The organism is Rubrobacter aplysinae, assembly GCF_001029505.1.
GTDB lineage: Bacteria > Actinomycetota > Rubrobacteria > Rubrobacterales > Rubrobacteraceae > Rubrobacter_A > Rubrobacter_A aplysinae.
Map to the genome: position 1 here is coordinate 327,240 of NZ_LEKH01000001.1, position 19,770 is coordinate 347,009.

Here is a 19,770-nt window from a genome sequence, read left to right on the forward strand (position 1 = left end):
AGGGCGCGTGCAGCCGGTAGAGCCCTCGAATCTGGCGACGCAGCCGGTAGGGGAGGCGGCACGGGTCGCGGAGGGCGTGTACCAGCTCAAGGTGCCGGTGCCGCTGCCGCTCGTGTTCGTCTCGGTGTACCTGATCCAGGGCGACGACGGCTGGACCATCGTGGATGCGGGCTACGAGTACCCCGATACCTACGAGACGTGGGAGCGCGGCGCCCGGAGCGTCGGGCTGGATCTCGGCGCCGACGTGGCGCGCATAGTCGTTACCCACTTCCACCCGGACCATATCGGGGCCGCCCGCTGGCTCCAAGAGCGCACCGGCGCGCCGGTGTACATGCTCGAAGAGGAAATTCCGAACGCCCGGCAGGTGTGGGAGTCCGAGAGGAGCGCGGACCTCTTTACCGGCGACATGATCCGTCACGGCATGCCCCCGGAGATGGCCGAGAAAGCCGCCTCGGGAAACCGCTCCGGGCTGCGGCTGCCGGATGACATGAGGCCGCTGTCCGCGGGGGGAAAGCTGGATCTCGGCGGTAGTGCGGCGCGGGTGATCCACGCCCCGGGACACGCCGAGTACCAGCTAATGCTGCACGACGAGAGACGCGGAATCCTCTACGCCGCCGACCATCTCCTGCTCAGGATCACGCCAAACGTCGGCCTGTGGCCCGAGTCCCGGCCGCTCCCGCTCGCCCGCTACCTCGACTCCATCACCGGCCTGCGGGGCCTGGACGCCGCGCTGATCCTGCCGGGCCACGGCCCGGTGTTCCACGACCTTACGGGCAGGATAGACGAGCTCTTGGCGCACCACGACGAGCGCCTCGACGCTATGCTCGCCACCCTCACCGAGGGCCCGCGCACGCCGTACGAGGTCTCCCGCGTCGTGTTCCGGGGCGGCCTCAGCGGCTACCAGAAGGTCTTCGCCCTGGCGGAGACCCTCGCGCACCTCGAGCACCTCGAATACCAGGGCCGGGCCCGGCGCTCGGAGGATGGCGTGGTGCGCTACGAGGCCACCGGATAACCGGAGATCAGGGACGGCTGGCGGCGACGTGTACCCTGGGGCCGTGCCGGTTGTCCGGGAGGAAGTCCAGGGTCTCCACTCGCCCGTAGCCGCTCTCGTACAGGAGCCTGTAAAGCTCCTCCAGGGTGGGCCAGAAAGCGGTCTCGGAGAGGCCGCTCTGGGGGTTATCCGGGTCTTCGTGGCGCACCCAGCCCCACAGACCTTCCCGCTGCGTGAGCTCCCACTCCGGGCGGGCGTACTGGGTGTCGAGGTAGAGGTTCGGGGAGGTGGCGGCCATGCTCTCCACGAAGAGGCGGGGGCGGGCCAGATGGTAGAGCACTCCGCAGCAGAACACGGCGTCGAACTCGCCGTAGTCGGACAGCCGGGTCTCTTCGAGATCCTCCACGTGGAAGGTCGCGTTCTCCGTCCCGAACAGACCCTTGAGAAACTCCGCCCGCTCCACGCTCCGGGGCCTTCCTTCCAGCCCGACCACCGCTTCTGCTCGCTTTGCGAGCTCGACTGTCATCGCACCCTCCAGAGAGCCCGGTTCCAGAATCCTACCCCCGGAAGCCTCGGGGAAGGTCCGGAAGAACTCCTCTAGGCGCGGGCTCTTGTGGCGCGCCGTCCGGCCGTAGATCCTGCCGTCTACCTCGATGCCGGTTACCCAGGGGCCGCGCCGTTCGAAGGCGTCCGAGAGCAGGTAGTGGAGCCACCGCCGGTCTTCGGCGCGGGCCGTCCGCAGCCCGTCCAGCTCCGCCTGTAGCGTGGAGATCCTCTCCTTCCGCTTCTGGGAGGTGCGGCGGGCGTCGTGCAGGCCCCGGGCGAGCCTCTCCGCCTCCCGCGCGGGGTCCGCCGACGGCTCCTCGCCGGTCCCGGCCTCCGGCCGGAGAACGGCCCTGAGCCTGTCCAGCGGCAGGACCCAGTGTATCTCAAAGCGCGGCAAATATCCTCCAAAAATCTCCAGATGCTCCGTTGAGGCTATCGTAGCAGGGCCGGCCGGTATGAGGCCGCAGCGCCTAGAGTAGCAGCGTCGAGAGCAGGCCCAGATAGACCAGGCCGCAGACGGCGGAGACGAGCGAGAACTTCCAGTTGCGACCCGGCCCGATCTCGAACGGGTGCCGGCCGGTCAGGCGGGAGAGCATGGTGACGCTGCTGGAGAAAGGCGTCGTCATGATGGCGCACTGCACGCCGAGCAGCACCGCCAGGGCCCACAGCGCCGGGGAAGGCCCCGCATCCAGCGGGAAGGCCGCGTCTATGAGCAGCACCATCGGGATCGCGTGTATCCCGACTATGAAGCCGAGGGCTATCGCAACGGCGAGCGCCGGGGCGACGAGCGGCACGGGGAGGTTCGAAAAGAGCGTACCCAGGGGTGCGAGCGCCCCGAGCTGGGTCAGGGAGAGGACCAGTATCCCGGCGGAGCCGAAGAGCGCGAACTCGTTGTGCGAGGCCGAGAGCGAGCCGCGGGTCTCCCGCGCCAGTCTCGTGGCCGGTGAGGATCTTTGCGTGATCAGGGCGGCGCACACCGCGATGGCGACCACCACAGCGGCCACCGTGAGCGCGATAATCGTCGTTAGCGGCACCCCAGGAAACAGGTGCCCGGTCACGGCGACCGCCGCCACCAGCAGCAGGGGATACAGTGGTACCAGCATCGCTTCAGCGGAGGGCCTGACCGCCGATGTATCCGGGGCCCCGGGGCTTTCGCGCTGCGCCAGCAGGAGGGTTATAGCCATACCCGGTACGACGAACGGGAGGGCGACGACGAGCAGTGCCGGGTACGTCACGCCGGTCAGCGTGATCGTGGTCGCGGTCATTATGTTCAGGTTGGCCCAGACCGGGATAAACGAGAACCCGCGCCCGGCGGTGACGAGCGCGCCCAGCCGCTCCTCTCTCGGGGCCCCGCTGGAGAAGGCATCCACCAGCACGAAGGAGCCTACGTCCAGAGCGACCCCGAGTATGTGACCGAGGCCTCCCCCGGCCGACCTGAGCCCCACGCCCTTGCTCGACATGGCGGCGAGCAGGTCCCCGACGTGCCGCTCGAAACGCGCGGCCCGGATCGGGTACCCCGCCACCGTAAGCACCAGGAGCACCGCGACGATACCGTAGTAGGTCGGCAGACCCTCTACAAACCCCCCGGGCTCCAGGCTCCCCGAGACCAGCACCGCCGTGAACGCCAGGACGGCTACCACCGCAAGCCCCCGGTGGAAAGGATTCGCCCAGGGCACCGAGAAGACCCAGAGCAGCACGCCGGAGCCTACGAAGACCCAGGTGGCGGTGGCGACCGGAGACAGCGCGGATACGGCGTAAGCGATTAGAAACACCGCGCCAAGCGGAGGGCGCAGCGAATCCAGGGTACGCCTGGACCCCTTATACAATTTTGCCGCTCCGACGCCGCTACCCTTCAATCCTCGTCTCTCTGTTAGCTCTCCGGTGGCCGGCCCATGGATCGCGTAGATTCTAGGGTAACGCCGGTCACGCTTCCGCGAGGTGCTCACTGCGGGCCTGGGGCGCGCCTCTTACCGGACGCTCTGGATGACTTCGAGGAGCGCTTGGTTGTTAGGACGACCGGGTAGGTTCGGGCCGTGCAGCGAGAATCGGGGTGTCGAGTAGATATTCCGCGGGCCCTGCTCCTCTGGCCCCGGCAGAAGCTCTACCCGTTTATCCCGAACTCATCTTGAGCTTATCTCGAAGTCCCGTTCTTCCACGGCCCGCACCCGGCCCCCTATCTCTACAGAGCCGTCGGGCAGGGGCCTGGCCTGTATCCGTGAGCCCACGCCCTGCCGGATCGAGATCTCCCGCCCGAGCCGCGCGCAGAGCCTTACGGCGTACGCCCCGGTGGCCTCGTCTTCGGATATGCCGAGCTCCGGCACGAAGACGCGCGCCCGGACCAGACCTTCCGCCTCGTCTTCCCAGGCCCAGACTCCTGCCTGATCCAGCCCGGGCGGCGGCCCTTCGAGGCTGTCTATCTCTCCGGGAGAACCGTACTCGACGTGCTCGAACGGCGGGGCCCACTCCGGCCTGCCGATGATGTAGGTCATATCGTCCGCGCCGCGTACCGGCACCCCACCGGCGGGCGGGCGTAGCGCGCTTACCTCATTCCCCTCCTGCGCCAGTAGCCAGGCGGTCCCGACCAGCGGGTGTCCGGCGAACGGTAGCTCGGTCGTCGGGGTGAAGATGCGCAGGGCGCCGGAGGGCCGGTCTTCCACGAAGACCGTCTCCGAGAAGCCCAGCTCTCTGGCTACGGGCTGGCGCTCCTCCTCCGGGATATCCCCGCCATCGAGGAACACCCCGAGCGGGTTGCCGCCGACCGGGCCACCGCCGCTGTCCTCTCCCACGAAGACCTTGAGCACGTGCAGTGTGGGCATAACCCTGCTCCCGGTAGGCTGGTTGGCCTCTAGCTGGACCTAGTTGATCTTGCGGTCTCTGCCGGACCACTCGGCGTCGCGGAGGACGAACTTCTGGACCTTGCCGGTAGAGGTCTTCGGGAGGTCTCCGAACTCTACGGCGGCCGGGGCCTTGAAGCGGGCTATGCGCTCCTTGCAGAAATCTATTAGCTCATCCTCTGTCACGCTCTCGCCGTCTTTGAGGCTAACGAAGGCCTTCGGGCGCTCGCCCCACTTCTCATCCGGGATGGCGACGATCGCGGCCTCCAGCACCGCCGGGTGCATGTCCAGGGTCTGCTCGATCTCTATGGTGGAGATATTTTCGCCGCCCGAGATGATCACGTCCTTGGAGCGGTCCTTGATCTCCACGTAGCCGTCGGGGTGCCACACGGCCACGTCACCGGAGTGATACCAGCCGCCTTTGAAAGCCTCCTCGGTCTCCTCTTCGTCGTCGAGGTAGCCTTTCATCACCATGTTGCCGTGCATCACGATCTCGCCCATCGTCTCGCCGTCGCGCGGGATGTCGTTCATCTCCTCGTCCACGACCCGCACGAGGTCGGCTGTAACGTAGCCCTGTCCCTGACGGGCCATCACCCGCGCGTGCTCCTCGTCGTCGAGATCCTCCCACTCCGGGTGGGCCCCGCTCGTGGTTATGGGTCCGTAGGTCTCGGTGAGGCCGTAGATGTGTAGCGGCTGGATGTTCAGCTCCCGCAGCTGACCGAGCAGCGTGGGGGAGGGGGGAGCTCCGGCGATGGGGGCGGTGACCGGCGTATCGAGAGCCCGGCGGGTCTCGTCGTTGACGAGCCCGATCTGGACCGTCGGGGCGGCGCAGTAGTGGGTTACACCCTCGTTTACCAGCATATCCCAGACGTTCGCGGGGTCCACGCGCCGCAGGCAGACGTGGGTGCCGGCGACCGAGGTGACCGCCCACGGGAAGGTCCAGCCGTTGCAGTGGAACATCGGCAGCGTCCACAGGTAGCGGGAGTCGTAGCCCAGGCCGGTCTCGATCACGTTCCCGAGCCCGCACAGGTAGGCTCCCCGGTGGGTGTACATAACGCCCTTAGGTCGTCCGGTGGTGCCCGAAGTGTAGTTCACAGAGATGGTCTCTTCCTCGTCTTCGAGCGGCATCTGCCGCGGCTCGGGGGAGCCCGCCGCCAGGTAATCCTCGTAGGGGTCGCCCTCTTTGGCGGTGTCGTCTATGCGTACGCGCTCTACGGGCTCGTCGGCGACGAGGTGCTCCAGCTCGTGATCCACGAAGAGCAGCTTCGCGCCGGAGTGATCTAGGATGTAAGAGATCTCCTCCGCCGAGAGCCGGGTGTTTATCGCCACGAGCACGAGCCCAGCGGCGGGCACGGCGAAGTGGGCCTCCAGAAGCGGCGGGGTGTTCGGGCACAGAAAGGCTACCCGGTCGCCCTTGCTGAGCCCGGCGGCTCCTAGCCCGGAGGCCAGCCGGTTCACGCGCTCCTCGAACTCCCGGTAGGACCGACGCAGGCCACCGTAGATCACGGCCTCCTTGTCGGGAAACATGTACGCGCTGCGCCTCAGAAAGCTCACCGGCGTCAGCTCGCTACGGTACACCTTGTCTGTCATACCCTCACCTCTAATCTCTAGCTTCACCCCCTGACCCGGAAAGTATATATGAGTCGTTAAGCCTCAGGCGTCAAAGCCGCCCGGCACGTCCGATCTGACGCTGGACGACTCCGAGATACAGCACATAGAGAGCCTGCAGCCGAGCTCCTAGCGCAGGCCGTAAAGCCCGACCGAGGCGTGGAATGCGTCTCATGTCTAACGGACGTAGCCGCGTATAATCCGCGCCAGCGTGTACCGGTGAGGGGCTGAGGGCTGGAGAGGAGGAGTATGGCTTTCCCGGAGGGCTTTCTGTGGGGCGCGGCGACCGCGGCGTACCAGATCGAGGGCGCGGCGCATGAGGACGGCCGCGGGCGCTCAATCTGGGATACCTTCTCCTATAAGCCGGGCAACGTCTTGCACGGCGACACCGGAGACGTCGCCTGCGACCACTACCACCGCCTCGAAGAGGACCTGGACCTGATGGGGGAGCTCGGCTTGCAAGCCTACCGCTTCTCCGTCTCCTGGCCCCGGATCCAGCCGGAAGGCTCGGGACCGGTAAACGGGCCCGGCCTCGACTTCTACCGCCGTCTCGTGGCCGGGCTGCGGGACCGGAGCATCACGCCCGCGCTAACCTTGTACCACTGGGATCTTCCGCAGAGGCTAGAAGACGGCGGCGGCTGGACGAGTCGCGACACCGCGGACCGTTTCGCCGAGTACGCCGCGATAGTCTACGAGGCACTCGCCGACGAGGTGCCAGTGTGGATCACGCTGAACGAGCCCTGGGTCTCCGCCTGGCTCGGGTACGGACTCGGCGTACACGCCCCCGGGCGCCACGGCACCGGCGAGGCCCTCTCCGCGACCCACCACCTCCTGCTCGGCCACGGTCTGGCCACCGCCGCGATGCGCGAGATGGGCGGCGATAACCAGCTCGGCATCACGCTCAACCTGTCTCCGGCGCACGTCGGAAAGGATACCGCCGCCGACCGCGAGGCCGCCCGCAAGGTGGACGGCAACGCCAACCGCCTCTACCTGGACCCGCTCTTCAACGGCTCCTACCCGGAGGATATGCTGGATCTCTACCCGCGTCTTGCGGACCCCGGACTGGTGCGCGACGGCGACCTCGAGACCATCTCCCGGCCCGTGGACTTTCTCGGCGTCAACTACTACAGGCGTCACACGGTACGTGAGGACCGGGGCACGGGACGGGCGTCCGGCATGAGCTTCCCCGGCCTCGGGGCCAAGACCGTCCAGCCCCACGGAGCCGAGACCACCGCCATGGGCTGGCCGATTGAGCCCGGAGGCCTAACAGAGATTCTGGTGCGGATAAACGAGGAGTACACGCGGAAGCCGATCTACATAACAGAGAGCGGAGCCGCCTTCCACGACTACGCCGACCCTGCCGGAGAGATCAGAGACGAGGAACGCGTCGCCTACCTCGACGCCCACTTCCGCGCCGCCGAGGCCGCGATACGGCGTGGCGTGGACCTGCGCGGCTACTTCGTGTGGTCTCTGATGGACAACTTCGAGTGGGCCGAGGGGTTCTCCAAGCGCTTCGGGCTGGTGTACGTCGAGTACGCCTCCAAAAAGCGCATCCCGAAGCACAGCGCCCACTGGTACCGTAAAGTTATCTGGGCCAATGATCTGCCAGAGAGCTAGCCGCCGGAGAAGTTTGCAACGGGATTCCCGCCAGGCCGTTGACGGGGCCAGAGAGGCCGCGGTTAGAGGGAAGCGAGTGAGCCTGGGACCGCTAGGAATATCGGTAGATAGCGCGGCAAGATGCCGTGAGGAAGATTCCTCGAGAGCCCGGAGCCGCCGTCGGAGCGGCCTTACCGGCCGCGCTTCGCGGGAGACGGCCGTGACGCCGCGCGTGGGACCGACGATACAGGAGGGCGTGGCTTTTGCCTTCAATCCTCCGCCCATGGAGCCGGAGGCCGGGACGTGAGGCTGCTGGTGACGGGCGGCGCGGGGTACGTAGGCAGCATCGTGGCCGCCCGGCTCCTCGACGCGGGGCACGAGGTAACGGTGCTCGACGACCTCTCCAAGGGCCACGAGGAGGCGTTGCCCGAGGGGGCGCGGCTCGTCCAGTGCGACCTCCTAGAGCGCGGACGGCTGGAGCGGGTGGTGTCGGACGGTGGCTTCGACGGCGTCTTGCACTTCGCCGCCCGTTCGCTGGTGGGCGAGTCCGTGGAACGGCCCGAGGCGTACTATCGCACGAACGTCACCGGCTCGCTTAATTTGCTGGAGGCCATGATCCTGGCTGGCGTGCGGAGGCTCGTGTTCTCCTCGACGGCGGCCGTCTACGGCGAGCCGGCGCCGGAGCTGGTGCCGATCCACGAGGACTGCCCGGAGATCCCGACGAACCCCTACGGCGCGACCAAGCTGGCGGTGGACCGCATGATCTACGACCTCTCCGCCGCCCACGGGATGGCTTCCACCTCCCTGCGCTACTTCAACGTGGCCGGGGCCTCTTCCGACGGCGTGTTCGGGGAGGATCACGAGCCGGAGACTCATCTGATACCGCTCGTGCTGCAGACCGCCCTCGGGCGCAGGGAGCGCGTCGAGATCTACGGCACCGACTACCCAACCGACCTCTGTCCCGACGGCACCGCCGTACGCGACTACATCCACGTCGAGGACCTCGCCCGGGCCCACGTGCTCGCGCTGGAGTCACCCGGAGGCGCGGAGTCTGGCGAGCACAGGGTCTACAATCTCGGCAACGGATCGGGCTTCTCCGTGCGGCAGGTCATAGAGGAGGCCCGCAGGGTCACCGGAGAGGAGATACCCGCCGCCGAATCCCCCCGCAGAGCCGGGGACCCGCCGGTACTGGTGGCCTCCAGCGAAAGGATACACGCCGAGCTCGGATGGAGGCCCGAAAAGCCCCGGCTTCAGGATATGATCTCGGACGCCTGGAGCTGGTTCCGGCTACATCCCGGCGGTTACCCAGACAGGGGAGGCGGAGAATCTTGAGCCCGTTCAGGGAGACGGGGAGCCCGGCTAGTGGCGGGCGTTCCGGATAGTGTTAGCCTGATCGGGGCTTCCCGACCGCGACGGAGAAGTACAACGGAGACTCTGTTGGCCGTGCCGGAACGTGACCGCAGGAGCCGCGGTCACGCTTTCATCGGGCCGGAGTCCTAGCTTCCGGCCCGCGTCCGATACCGGGTGGCCGGATAATCAGGCTATACTGAGGTTTGCTGTATCTCCCTACGACCGGGCCGGGAGGCGGCTTTCACGGACCTCTACCGGGAGGCCGCGTTTGATCTTGTCGAAGTCCCGCTTCTCGTCGTTGGCGACGATCGTGGCCGCGACGCCTTCCTTACCGGCGCGGGCGGTGCGGCCTATGCGATGCACGTAGGTGTCCACGTCCTCCGGCAGGTCGTAGTTGATAACGTGCGAGACGTCCGGGATGTCCAGGCCGCGCGCGGCGACGTTGGTGGCGACGAGTACCCGCGTCCTGCCCTTCGCGAACGCGGCTATCGCCTTGTCACGCTGGGACTGGGTCTTGCCGCCGTGCAGGAGACCGGAGCTGTAGCCGTCCTTCTCTAGCTGGCGATGCAGCTTGGTGGCGCCGTGTTTGGTGCGGCGGAACACTATCGCCAGCGGCTCCTCCTCCGCGTCGAGCATGGCGCGCAGGGCGCGGGTCTTCTCCTTGCCGTCGACCTTGTAGTAGACCTGTTCCACGCCCTCGACCGTCGTGGTCTCCGCCTCGACCCGCAGCCACTTCGGCGAGCGCATGTGGCGGTCCACTACCTTGCGGATCTCGTTCGGCATCGTCGCCGAGAAGAGAGCGGTCTGACGCTCTGCCGAGGTATAGGACAGGATGCGGCCAACGTCCGGGGCGAAGCCCATGTCGAGCATCCGGTCGGCCTCGTCGAGCACGAGGTAGCCCACACTGTCCAGCTTCAGGGTGCCCCGGTTCAGGTGGTCCAGTGTACGGCCCGGCGTCCCGACGACCACGCTGGTGGTCTTCCTGCGCAGGGCCTTTATCTGGGGGTTTATCGGCATGCCACCGCAGAGCACCACGGGCTTCTGGGTCCCCTCTGGGGAGAGCTTTTGCAGCTCTGCGGCGGTCTGGTTGGCCAGCTCGCGGGTAGGGGCGAGGACGAGCGCCTGCACGCCCCTTGCCCGGCCGTCGAGCCTCTCCAGCAACGGTATGCAGAAGGCCGCCGTTTTGCCGCTGCCGGTCTGCGCGAGCCCTACGACGTCCTCGCCGCCAAGCAATACCGGCAGGGCGAGCGACTGGATCGGGGTCGGCGTCTCCCAGCCCTGGGCCGCTACGGCTTTCTTTATCTCCGCCGAGAAGTGCAGGTCGGCGAACGTGACGTTCTGGGTCTCTCGTGTTTCTTGCGTCTCTTGCGTTTCCTGTGTCTCTTGTGGTGCCAAAGCGTGTTTCCTCTCTAATGGTTTTTCGTGGACGCCACCGCACGGAGCTACGTCTTGGCGACCACCCGCCGCGCTCGACGCACGAGGACGGGAGAGGCTGGCTCTGGGCACAAAAAAGGAGATGCTCTGGCGTGGCTTCCATGCCACCTGACATCTCGAAGGCTGTGGACGTATATCTCGATAAAGTAGCCTACAGACTATATCGCACTCCGGGCTACAGTGTCGGGTAGAGGCCGTTACGCGCCGTGCGGTGGGTGTCTGGTGATCTGTTTATCGTCCGGGGAGGCCGGGTAGTGCTATCAACGAGAGGGTAAGCAGATAGCTTAGAGAAGAGCTTAGAGAAGGAGTAGATCATGGCCAACGAACTCCAGGGCCGTAAGGTAGCCTTTCTCGTCGCGCACGAGGGCGTGGAGCAGGTCGAGCTGACCGAGCCGTGGAAGGCCGTCAAGGACGCCGGCGCGGAGGTCGAGCTGGTCTCGAATCGCTCGGGTGAGATCCAGGGCTTCAACCACCTGGACAAGGCCGACACCTTCCAGGTGGACCGTGAGGTATCCGGCGTGAGCTCCGACGATTACGATGCGCTCGTGCTCCCCGGCGGCGTTGCGAACCCAGACATTCTCAGGGGCACGCCGGAGGCGGTGAGCTTCGTGAAGGGCTTCTTCGAGCAGGAGAAGCCGGTAGGGGCCATCTGTCACGCGCCGTGGACCCTCATCGAGGCCGACGTGCTGCGGGGCCGGACCCTGACCTCGTTCCCGAGCCTCCAGACCGACATCCGAAACGCCGGGGCGACCTGGGTGGACGAGGAGGTCCACACTGACAAGGGACTCGTCACCAGCCGCAACCCGGACGACCTCCCGGCCTTCTGCGACAAGATCGTGGAGGAGTTCGAGGAGGGCAAGCACCCGGAGCAGGCCCGCAGCGCCTAGCCCGCCCTAACACTCCCGAGCCGTCACACCGCCCACGGAGGCTCCGTCCCGGACGGGGTCTCCGTTTGTGTTTGTGTTGTGCTCGCGGCCGCTGTCCGGGCCGAGGTGATCGGCTATTATCGGGCGGGAGTCGAGGGATAGGGGTGATTTGCGGGCCGGAGATCGAGCAAAAGACGTGGCAGTCCCGGAAGAGTCGGGGCCCCACCGGATGGAGATGCCTGACCCGCCGGATCCCGACGGCTCAAACTACGATTACATAATCCTCGGCGCGGGCTGCGCCGGGCTTACCCTCTGCTACCAGCTCCTGCGGCACGGCGTGACCGGCAGCATCCTCATCCTGGACCGCAAGACCGGGTTCCCCGACGACCGCACCTGGTGTTTCTGGGACGTGGAGCCGACCCCCTTCTCGCATCTCGCCGATAAGCGCTGGCACTCCTGGGAGGTGCGGGCCGAAGGGCGCAGGGCGGTGACCGGCTCCGGGGACCATCCATATCTCTGCCTCTCGGGGGCGGACTTCTACGACGCCGCCGTCGCGTACATCTCGCGCCATCCCAACGTCCGGCTCGGGCTCGGAAAGGAGGCGGAGGTGGCCGCGGATGCGGATGGGCTCCGCTCGCCGAGGGTGCGCACGGCGGGCGGCGGCTACGAGGCGGGGGTGGTGCTGGACTGCCGCAGCCTTTCGCCCGGCTCTCCGGTCTTCGAGAAGGCCCACAAGGAGTCCCACTGGGTGCCGCAGAGGTTCGTCGGGCTGCGGGTCCGGACGGACCGTCCCGTCTTCGACGCCTCGCGCTGCACGCTCATGGACTTCTGCGTGAGTCAGGAGAGGGGGCTGAGGTTCGCCTACGTGCTGCCGTTCTCCGAGGAGGAGGCGCTGGTGGAGAACGTATACCTCTCCTCGGCGGAGGTGTCTCAGGACGAGATGCGGTCCGAAGCCCTGGAGTATCTCGCCGAGGAGTACGGCGTCGGCGCGGGAGAGTACCAGACGCTCAAGGAGGAGAGCGGCTACATCCCGATGACCGACTACCGGTTCCCGCGCCGCGGGGAGCCGGGGGTATACAACGTCGGCATGGCCGGGGGCGAGACCCGGCCCTCGACGGGCTATACGTTCCTGCGCATCCAGCGTTACTGCGAGCGTCTGGCCCGGAGCCTGGCCCGGGGGGGAGGACCGCCGGAGCGGGGCGGACCCCGGCGCCACGAGGTGCTCGACGGGCTGTTCCTGAAGCTGATGCGGGAGCGCCCGGAGCTATGCCCGGAGCTGTACCTGCGGATGTTCGAGGGGGTGCCACCGGAGGCGATGGTGCGGTTTCTGACGGAGCGCAGCTCGCCGCTCGACGAGGCGCGCCTGATCCGGGCCCTCCCGAAGAGGCCTTTCGTGGGGCTGGCCGGACGCGCCTCCTTGGAGGGCCTCTCCCGCAGGCTCCGGGGCTAGCACGCACGCTTGGGGCCTGCCGACTCGGGCACCCCCGCCGCGCGCCGCACCCTGCTACGCGGCATCGTCGTCCCCTCGTGGGTCGCACTCCTCGGGGTCACGCTGCCTTTCGCGCTGGGGTTCGAGATCCCGGACGGGCTCGGCTGGGTGCAGTACGTCCCGTTCGCGGCCAGCCTCGTCCTGTTCGGGCTGCCCCACGGCGCCGCCGACCACCTGGTTCCCGGCCGCCTGAGCGGCAGGGGAGTCGGAGCGCGCTCGGTCGCCGGGGTGGTTGCGTTGTACCTCCTGCTCGGCGGGGCGTATCTCGCCCTGTGGACGGTATCCCCGCTCCTATCTTTTACGCTTTTCATACTCTTTACCCTGTTCCACTGGGGGCAGGGTGACCTCTACTCTTCGAAGGCCCTGATCGGGGTCGGCGGCCCGCCGGTGGCGGCCGGGATACTGGTGCGGGGCGGGCTGCCGATGCTCGTGCCGCTGCTCGCGTTCCCGGCGGTGTACGCCGGGGTGGGAGAGAGCCTGGTCGGCCTCTTCGGCGGGTCCTACCCGGACCCGCTACCCGGCGGAGTCTCGCTGGCGCTACGGCTCTGCGGCGGGCTTGCGATGCTCGCCCTGGCTTTGCTGTATCTCCGGGGCGTGTACCGGCGTACCTCCAGCCTGCCCAGGCTCGCCGCCGAGGCGGGGGAGATCTCGCTGCTCGCGGCGTACTTCTCGGTGGTCCCCCCGATACTGGCGGTCGGGATCTACTTCTGCCTCTGGCACTCGCCCCGGCACATCGCGCGGCTGATGCTGCTGGACCCGGCCTCCGTGCGTTCGCTGGAGAACGGCGGCTTGGCGCCGGCCCTGCGGCGTTTCGCCCGGGACGCCGCGCCGCTTACGCTCGCTGCCCTGGTCTTGCTGGCCGTGCTGTACCTGTACGTCCCGTCCGGTCCCGGAGGCGCGTCCGGGCTTCTCGCAGGCTACCTGGTGCTCATCTCCACGCTTACGCTGCCGCACGTGGTGTTGGTTACCTGGATGGATCTCCGGCAGGGAGTCTGGGGGGCAAAAGACGCGTGACGCGCTCGAGACGCCATCTGGGTTAGACTCCGCGCGTGGAGACATACGCCCACGCGTTCTTTACCTGGGCCCTGGCCAAGCACGGACTCGGGGCTGGCAGGCCGGCGGCTATCTCCGGCGCGGTCGGGAGCGTGATCCCGGACCTGCCCTCGTTCGCCGGCGCGGCGTACTTTACCGGTGCGGGTTACTTCCGCGAGGGCTGGTCCGCTATGGGCTCCGAGGAGATGCTGGACGCCATCTACTTTACCGGCCCGTTCGGCGGGACCGGGTCCGCGCTCCACTCGCTCGTCCTGCCGGCGGCGCTACTCGCGCTCTACGCGCTGCTCCGACTCGTCACGTCCGACACGGTGGACGCACGTCACGTCCTGCTGTGGTTCCTGGTCGGCTGGGCCGGACACACGGTCGCGGATTTTCTGACCCACGTAAACGATACCCGGCCGCTTTTCTGGCCGATCTCGGGCTGGGAGTGGTCCAGCCCGGTCTCCTACTACGACGACGACTACTACGGTCGGCAGTTCTTCGCCATCGAGCACGGGGCAATAATCGTCACGATGGTCCTGCTCCTGTTCAAGAGGCTCAGACGCCGGAAGGGCGGCGTCGAGCCCGACGGCTAGGGTGCGTTAGATGCGGTCCACCTTCGCGGCGAAGACGAAGTCGCTCTGGGTCAGGCCGTCTATCTTGTGGGTCCAGACCTCTAGCTCGACGTGGCCCCAGCCGAAATGTATCTCCGGGTGGTGGCCCTGCTCCTCGGCAAGCTCGCCGACGCCGTTCACGAAGTCCAGCGCCTCGCGGAAATTCCTGAAACCGAAGCCGCGCCGCAGGTGGTGATCCTCCACGACCTCCCAGTCCGGTAGCTGCGGCGAGAGCTGTGCTATCTCCCCGGACTGCATCGGCGGGGTGTCCGACCTGCACGCCTCGCAGGTCCTGCTCGCCAGCTCCGAGCCCTGTTCGGACATTCCGTGCCTCCTCTGATCGTCTCTGAGACGAGTCTAGCAGACCACCTCGCCTCTCTCGTATGGTCTACAAGCGGCCCGCTAACCGCCTGAGCCCGGCTTGTTTCTTTAGCTCGTTCCTTTAGCCTCCTCAGCCGTCTCCGGAACGCCGGAGGTGGTAGAGAGGTTGCGGATCTCCCTTAAAGCCACCGATAGTGTGGACAGGTCGAAGACGCCGCCGTTTCGGATGTCCGAGAGCATCCCGATCGCCCGGGCCGCCGGCGCGCTGCGGGCCTCGATCCAGGCCTCCACCGCGTCTGCGGCGCTCTCGTCCTCCTCGCCGCTCGTAGAGCGCAGCACCTCGGCGGTTAGTGAGATCTGCTGACTGTACAGGTCGTCGCGCAGGGCGGCGCGGGCCAGGGTCTGCCAGCGGTCCTGGCGGGGCAGGGCGTCTATGCGCTCCCTCAGCCAGTGCAGCCACAGGCGATCTCCAGCGGTGAAGTACACCGCCGCCACCTCCGAGACGGCTCGGCCGGTGGACGTCGCCACGTCCACGATGTCCAGGGCCGAGAACAGGGAGTTCAGCGAGACGATCCGGCGCGCGAGCTCCTCGGGCACGCCGTCGCCGGTCAGCGCCTCAACGGAGCGTTCCAGCGCCTCGCGGTCGGCCTCCAGCAGCAGCTTCGGCAGCTCTTCCGTAAGCTCCTGCGCCCCGGGCGCGAAGTGCTCGACCGTCTCCGCTATATCCATCGGGGGACGCCGGTTGCGGAGCAGCCACCGGGTAGCCCGCTCCAGGAGCCGCCTCACGTCCAGGAGCATCCTGGTCTGGGTCTCCGCCGGGACCCGCGCGTCGAGCTCCTCTATATCCGCCCATATCCGCCGCATCCCGAATACCTCGCGGGCCACGGTGTATGAGCGGGCGATCTCCGGCGCTGAGGCCCCGTTCTCCTCGGATAACCGGAACGCGAACGTGCTGCCGGCCCGGTTCACCAGGCTGTTTACGACCTGCGTGGCGACCAGCTCGCGCGACAGCCGGTGCTCCCGCATCTCCTCCTCGTAACGGTCCTCCAGCGGTGAGGGGAAATAACGCTCGAGCTCCCGTGATAGGTACGGGTCCTCCGGGAGATCGGAGTCCAGCAACTCCTCGTACAGCGTTATCTTGGAATACGACAATAATATGGCCAGCTCGGGGGCCGTAAGCCCGGTGCCGTCCGACTTGCGCTCGCCGAACTCCTCGTCGCCGGGGAGGTTTTCGAGGCTGCGGTCGAGGCGACCCTGGCTCTCCAGCTCGCGGATGTAGCGGGCGTGTACGCCGGCCATCGAGGCCGACTGGGCAAGAGAGTTGCTTATGGCGCGGGTCTGGAGATAGTTGTCGCGGAGGACCAGCTCGGCGACCTCCTCGGTCATCTCGGAGAGCAGGCGGTCGCGTTGCTTGACGGTCATCTCGCCGGCGGCGACGACCTGGCCGAGCAGTATCTTTATGTTTACCTCGTGGTCCGAGCAGTCCACGCCGGCGGAGTTGTCTATGGCGTCGGTGTAGATCCTGCCGCCCGAGAGCGCGAACTGTATCCGGCCCTGCTGGGTGAAGCCGAGGTTGCCGCCCTCGCCGACCACCCGGCAGCGCAGGTCCCGGCCGTCCACGCGCACGGCGTCGTTGCCCTTGTCGCCGACCTCGGCGTGGGTCTCCGCGGAGGACTTCACGTAGGTGCCGATGCCGCCGTTCCAGAACAGGTCGGAGGGGGCCGAGATCAGGGCCCGGATCACCTCGTTCGGTGCCAGGCTGTCCGCCTCTACGTCCAGGAGCTCCTTTATCTGCCGTGAGAGCTGGACGGACTTGGCGTCGCGGGAGAACACGCCGCCGCCCTCGGAGATGAGCGACTCGTCGTAGTCGCCCCACGACGAGCGGGGGAGATTGAAGAGCCTCTCGCGCTCGGCGTAGCTCTGCTCCGGATCGGGGTCCGGGTCGAGGAAGATGTGGCGGTGGTTGAACGCGCCGACGAGCTTTATGTGGCGCGAGAGCAGCATGCCGTTGCCGAACACGTCTCCGGCCATGTCGCCGACGCCGACGACGGTAAAGTCCTCGTTCTGTACGTCGGTGCCGAGCTCGCGGAAGTGGCGTTTTACGGACTCCCACGCGCCACGAGCCGTGATGCCCATGGACTTGTGGTCGTAGCCCGATGAGCCGCCCGAGGCGAACGCGTCGCCGAGCCAGAAGCCGCGCTCCACGGAGATCTCGTTCGCTATATCCGAGAAGGTGGCGGTGCCCTTGTCGGCTGCGGCCACGATGTAGGTGTCGTCGGAGTCGTGGCGCACGGCGGCGGGCGGGGGGACCGTCTCGCCGTCTTCGAGATTGTCGGTGAGGTCGAGCATGCCCCGGATCAGGGTCCGGTAGCACTCCACGCCCTCGTTCATCACGGCCTCGCGGTCGGAGGCGGGCGGCGGGTTCTTGACCACGAAGCCGCCCTTCGCTCCGACGGGCACGATCACGGCGTTCTTGACCATCTGGGCCTTCATGAGGTCGAGTATCTCGGTACGGAAATCCTCTCTCCTGTCAGACCAGCGGATGCCGCCGCGGGCGACCCGGCCGCCGCGCAGGTGGACGCCCTCCATGCGCGGGGAGTAGACGAAGATCTCGTACATCGGCCTCGGCTTCGGGAGCTCGGGCAGCTTCTGGGGGTCGAGCTTGAAGGAGAGGTAGCCCTTTGGCTCGCCGTCCTCATTGGTCTGGTAGTAGTTGGTGCGCAGGGTAGCCTGTATGGCGGTCAGCAGGCTGCGCAGGATACGGTCCTCGTCGAGGCTAGTGACATTTTCGAGGGAGGCCTCTATGCCGGACTCCAGACGCTCCGTAACCGCAGGGCCGCCGTTCGAGTTGCGGGCGGGGTCGAAGCGCGCCTGGAAGAGCCGGACGAGGCTGCGGGCTATCTCGGGGTTGTAGGCGAGGGTCTCCTCGACGTAGCTCTGGGAGAAGGCTCCGCCGCCCTGGCGCAGGTAGCGGTGGTAGGCGCGCAGGATGGACGCCTCGCGCCACGTCAGCCGCGCCCCGAGGACGAGGCGGTTGAAGCCGTCGTTCTCGATCTCGCCTTGCCAGGCGCGGGCGAAGGCTTCCTGAAAGATCTCCTGGATCTCTCCCGTCTGGAGCTGCCCCTCGGCCTCGTAGGAGAGTCCGAAGTCGTAGATCCAGACCGGCACCCGGCCCTCGGCCTCGATGCGGTAGGGCCGCTGGTCCACGACCTCCACGCCCATGTCCTCCAGCAGCGGCAAAACCTCCGAGAGCGAGACCTGCTCGCCACGCCGGAAGAGCTTGAAGCGCAGGAAGTCCTCCGGGGCTTCGAGAGGATGGTAGAGGCCCATGCCGAGATCCTCTTCGGAGGCCAGATCCTCGATGCGTCCGATGTCGGTGACGGCGGTGCGGACCAGGAAGTCCTCGCGGTAGCCGGCCGGGAACGCGTCGCGGTACAGCCCGAAGAGCTCCACTCCCTTCTCCTCGCCCCGGCGCTCTATGAGGGCCCGGTGCAGGTTATCCGCCCAGGAGCGCGAGGCCTCGAAGATCCGGCCCTCCAGCTCGCGGGCGTCGTACTCCGGGGGCTCGGAGCCGTCCGGGGAGTCCGTGAGCTCCGTGGGGTCCGTGTGGACCACGAAGTGGAGCCGGGCCAGCACCGACTCCGAGAGGTGGACCGTGGACTCCACGTCCGAGCCGTCGAGGGCGCGGCGCAGGATCTCCTGTATCCGGTGCCGGACGGCGGTGTCGTAGCGGTCGCGGGGGACGTACACCAGGCACGAGAAGAACCTGCCGTACAGGTCGCGCCGCACGAAGAGCCTGACGCGCTGGCGCTCCTGGAGGTGGAGGATGCCGGTCGAGATCTCGTACAGCTCGTCGGCCGGGGTCTGGAAGAGCTCGTCGCGGGGGTAGGACTCGAAGATCTCCACGAGCGCCTTCTCATAGTGGCTGCCCGGCGGCAGGGCGGCGTTTTCGAGCACCCGGTCTATCTTGCGGCGTACCAGCGGGATGTTCCGGGGGTCGGTGCTGTAGGCCGACGAGGTGTACAGCCCCAGAAAACGCCGCTCGCCGGTAACGTTTCCCTCTGCGTCGAAGCGCTTGACGCCCACGTAGTCCAGGTAGGCCGGACGGTGGACCGTGGAGCGGGAGTTGGCCTTGGTGAGGTTCAACAGGTAGGGTTCCCGCGCCAGCCGCCGCACCTCGGGCGGGAGCTGGGCGAAGCTGTTTGAGAAATCCTTGTCCTCGTCCTGGCGCAGTATGCCGAGCCCGGAACCCTCGACCTGACGCAGGGCATCCTCTCCTTCTACCTCTACGAGGTCGTAGTCCCGGTATCCGAGGAAGGTGAAGTGGTCGTTCTCCATCCACTCCAGAAACTCCCGGGACTCCTCTTGCTGGTCGGTGTCCACGGGCAGCGACCCCTCCGGGAGGCCGGAGACGATCTCGCGCACCCGCTCGCGCATCGCGGACCAGTCCTCCACGGCGACCCTTACCTGGCCGAGCACCCGTTCGAGGTTGTCCCGGAGCTCGTCGAGCACCCCGGCCTCGGAGTGCTGATCCACCTCGACGTGCATCACCGACTCCGGTACACCCCGCTCCGACTCGGGCGGCAGCACTTCCTCTAGACGGCCGGACTCGTCGCGCACGACGCGCACTACCGGGTGCATCATGAGGTGTATAGAGTAGCCCAGGCGGTTGAGCTCCATGCCGACCGAGTCCACCAGAAACGGCATGTCGTCCACGACCACCTCTATGACGGTGTGGCTGGATTGCCAGCCGTGCTCCTCGTAGTGCGGGGTGTAGACGCGCACCTTCGTCTGTGCGGGTGCCCGGCAGGAGGCCAGGTTCCAGTGCGACAGTGCGGCTCCGTAGAGGTCCACCGCCGGCCGGCCGGCGAGATCCTCCTCCGAAACCCAGCCATAGTAGAGCTCCGCGAACTCCTCGAACCGCGACGCGTGATCCTCCTCCAGCCGCCGCCGCGCCCGCTCAGTGACACCCTCTATTAGCCCGGCCCTGTCGGTCATCGCCGTCTCCTCTGCTCGTGCCGTCCCTGTAGGACATGGTAGCGCTATTCGAGGCGCATTTTCAGCGTCCCGGCCCCCGGACGAGCTGGCG

At 67.2% G+C, this 19,770-nt stretch carries 14 protein-coding genes; 7 read left to right on the forward strand and 7 right to left on the reverse strand.

Annotated features, from left to right (window positions below; all coding sequences use genetic code 11):
- Positions 1-7: 7 nt before the first annotated feature.
- On the forward strand, positions 8-1,012 hold the full coding sequence (locus tag ABD53_RS17765; protein WP_160309595.1) for an MBL fold metallo-hydrolase: 1,005 nt from the start codon (positions 8-10) through the stop codon (positions 1,010-1,012).
- Positions 1,013-1,019: 7 nt separating this feature from the next.
- Here the strand turns inward: ABD53_RS17765 and ABD53_RS15545 are convergent, their stop codons facing one another.
- From ABD53_RS15545 to ABD53_RS01790, 4 genes are all read right to left on the reverse strand, one after another.
- Positions 1,020-1,934, reverse strand: a complete 915-nt coding sequence (locus ABD53_RS15545) for a class I SAM-dependent methyltransferase (RefSeq protein ID WP_053057543.1) — start codon at positions 1,932-1,934, stop codon at positions 1,020-1,022.
- 73 nt (positions 1,935-2,007) lie between these two features.
- Entirely contained in the window at positions 2,008-3,363 is a 1,356-nt protein-coding gene (locus ABD53_RS01780) for a hypothetical protein (protein WP_047863976.1), read from the reverse strand.
- A 294-nt stretch (positions 3,364-3,657) separates the two neighbouring features.
- Positions 3,658-4,353, reverse strand: a complete 696-nt coding sequence (locus ABD53_RS01785; RefSeq protein ID WP_047863977.1) for a PhzF family phenazine biosynthesis protein — start codon at positions 4,351-4,353, stop codon at positions 3,658-3,660.
- Positions 4,354-4,392: 39 nt separating this feature from the next.
- The gene (locus ABD53_RS01790) at positions 4,393-5,961 is read right to left on the reverse strand and encodes an acyl--CoA ligase family protein (protein ID WP_047863978.1); all 1,569 of its coding nucleotides are present in this window, start codon (positions 5,959-5,961) and stop codon (positions 4,393-4,395) included.
- Positions 5,962-6,228: 267 nt separating this feature from the next.
- Here ABD53_RS01790 and ABD53_RS01795 point away from each other — a divergent pair, with 267 nt between their 5' ends.
- Together ABD53_RS01795 and galE are read left to right on the forward strand one after the other, a co-directional pair.
- The gene (locus ABD53_RS01795) at positions 6,229-7,596 is read left to right on the forward strand and encodes a GH1 family beta-glucosidase (RefSeq protein ID WP_047863979.1); all 1,368 of its coding nucleotides are present in this window, start codon (positions 6,229-6,231) and stop codon (positions 7,594-7,596) included.
- A 282-nt stretch (positions 7,597-7,878) separates the two neighbouring features.
- On the forward strand, positions 7,879-8,907 hold the full coding sequence (gene galE / locus ABD53_RS01800; protein WP_047863980.1) for a UDP-glucose 4-epimerase GalE: 1,029 nt from the start codon (positions 7,879-7,881) through the stop codon (positions 8,905-8,907).
- Positions 8,908-9,141: 234 nt separating this feature from the next.
- Here galE and ABD53_RS01805 read toward each other — a convergent pair whose 3' ends face one another.
- Complete coding sequence (locus ABD53_RS01805) at positions 9,142-10,320, reverse strand: DEAD/DEAH box helicase (protein ID WP_053057544.1); 1,179 nt, start codon at positions 10,318-10,320, stop codon at positions 9,142-9,144.
- A 353-nt stretch (positions 10,321-10,673) separates the two neighbouring features.
- Between ABD53_RS01805 and ABD53_RS01810 the strand changes: the two genes are divergently transcribed.
- The 4 genes from ABD53_RS01810 to ABD53_RS15550 all read left to right on the forward strand — a co-directional run bounded on the left by ABD53_RS01810 (position 10,674) and on the right by ABD53_RS15550 (position 14,342).
- The gene (locus ABD53_RS01810; protein WP_047863981.1) at positions 10,674-11,246 is read left to right on the forward strand and encodes a type 1 glutamine amidotransferase domain-containing protein; all 573 of its coding nucleotides are present in this window, start codon (positions 10,674-10,676) and stop codon (positions 11,244-11,246) included.
- 214 nt (positions 11,247-11,460) lie between these two features.
- Positions 11,461-12,675 carry a lycopene cyclase family protein gene (locus ABD53_RS01815; protein ID WP_160309596.1) on the forward strand — a complete coding sequence of 405 codons (1,215 nt, stop codon included), beginning with the start codon at positions 11,461-11,463 and terminating at the stop codon, positions 12,673-12,675.
- A 9-nt stretch (positions 12,676-12,684) separates the two neighbouring features.
- Entirely contained in the window at positions 12,685-13,728 is a 1,044-nt protein-coding gene (locus tag ABD53_RS01820) for a Brp/Blh family beta-carotene 15,15'-dioxygenase (RefSeq protein ID WP_047863983.1), read from the forward strand.
- Between the two features lie 35 nt (positions 13,729-13,763).
- The gene (locus ABD53_RS15550; protein ID WP_053057545.1) at positions 13,764-14,342 is read left to right on the forward strand and encodes a metal-dependent hydrolase; all 579 of its coding nucleotides are present in this window, start codon (positions 13,764-13,766) and stop codon (positions 14,340-14,342) included.
- A gap of 6 nt (positions 14,343-14,348) precedes the next feature.
- Here ABD53_RS15550 and ABD53_RS01830 read toward each other — a convergent pair whose 3' ends face one another.
- Both ABD53_RS01830 and ABD53_RS01835 read right to left on the reverse strand, forming a co-directional pair.
- Positions 14,349-14,684 (reverse strand): 4a-hydroxytetrahydrobiopterin dehydratase, encoded by a 336-nt coding sequence (locus ABD53_RS01830; RefSeq protein ID WP_047863984.1) that lies wholly within the window; start codon positions 14,682-14,684, stop codon positions 14,349-14,351.
- A 105-nt stretch (positions 14,685-14,789) separates the two neighbouring features.
- Entirely contained in the window at positions 14,790-19,679 is a 4,890-nt protein-coding gene (locus ABD53_RS01835) for an NAD-glutamate dehydrogenase (RefSeq protein WP_047863985.1), read from the reverse strand.
- Between the last annotated feature and the right edge of the window lie 91 nt (positions 19,680-19,770).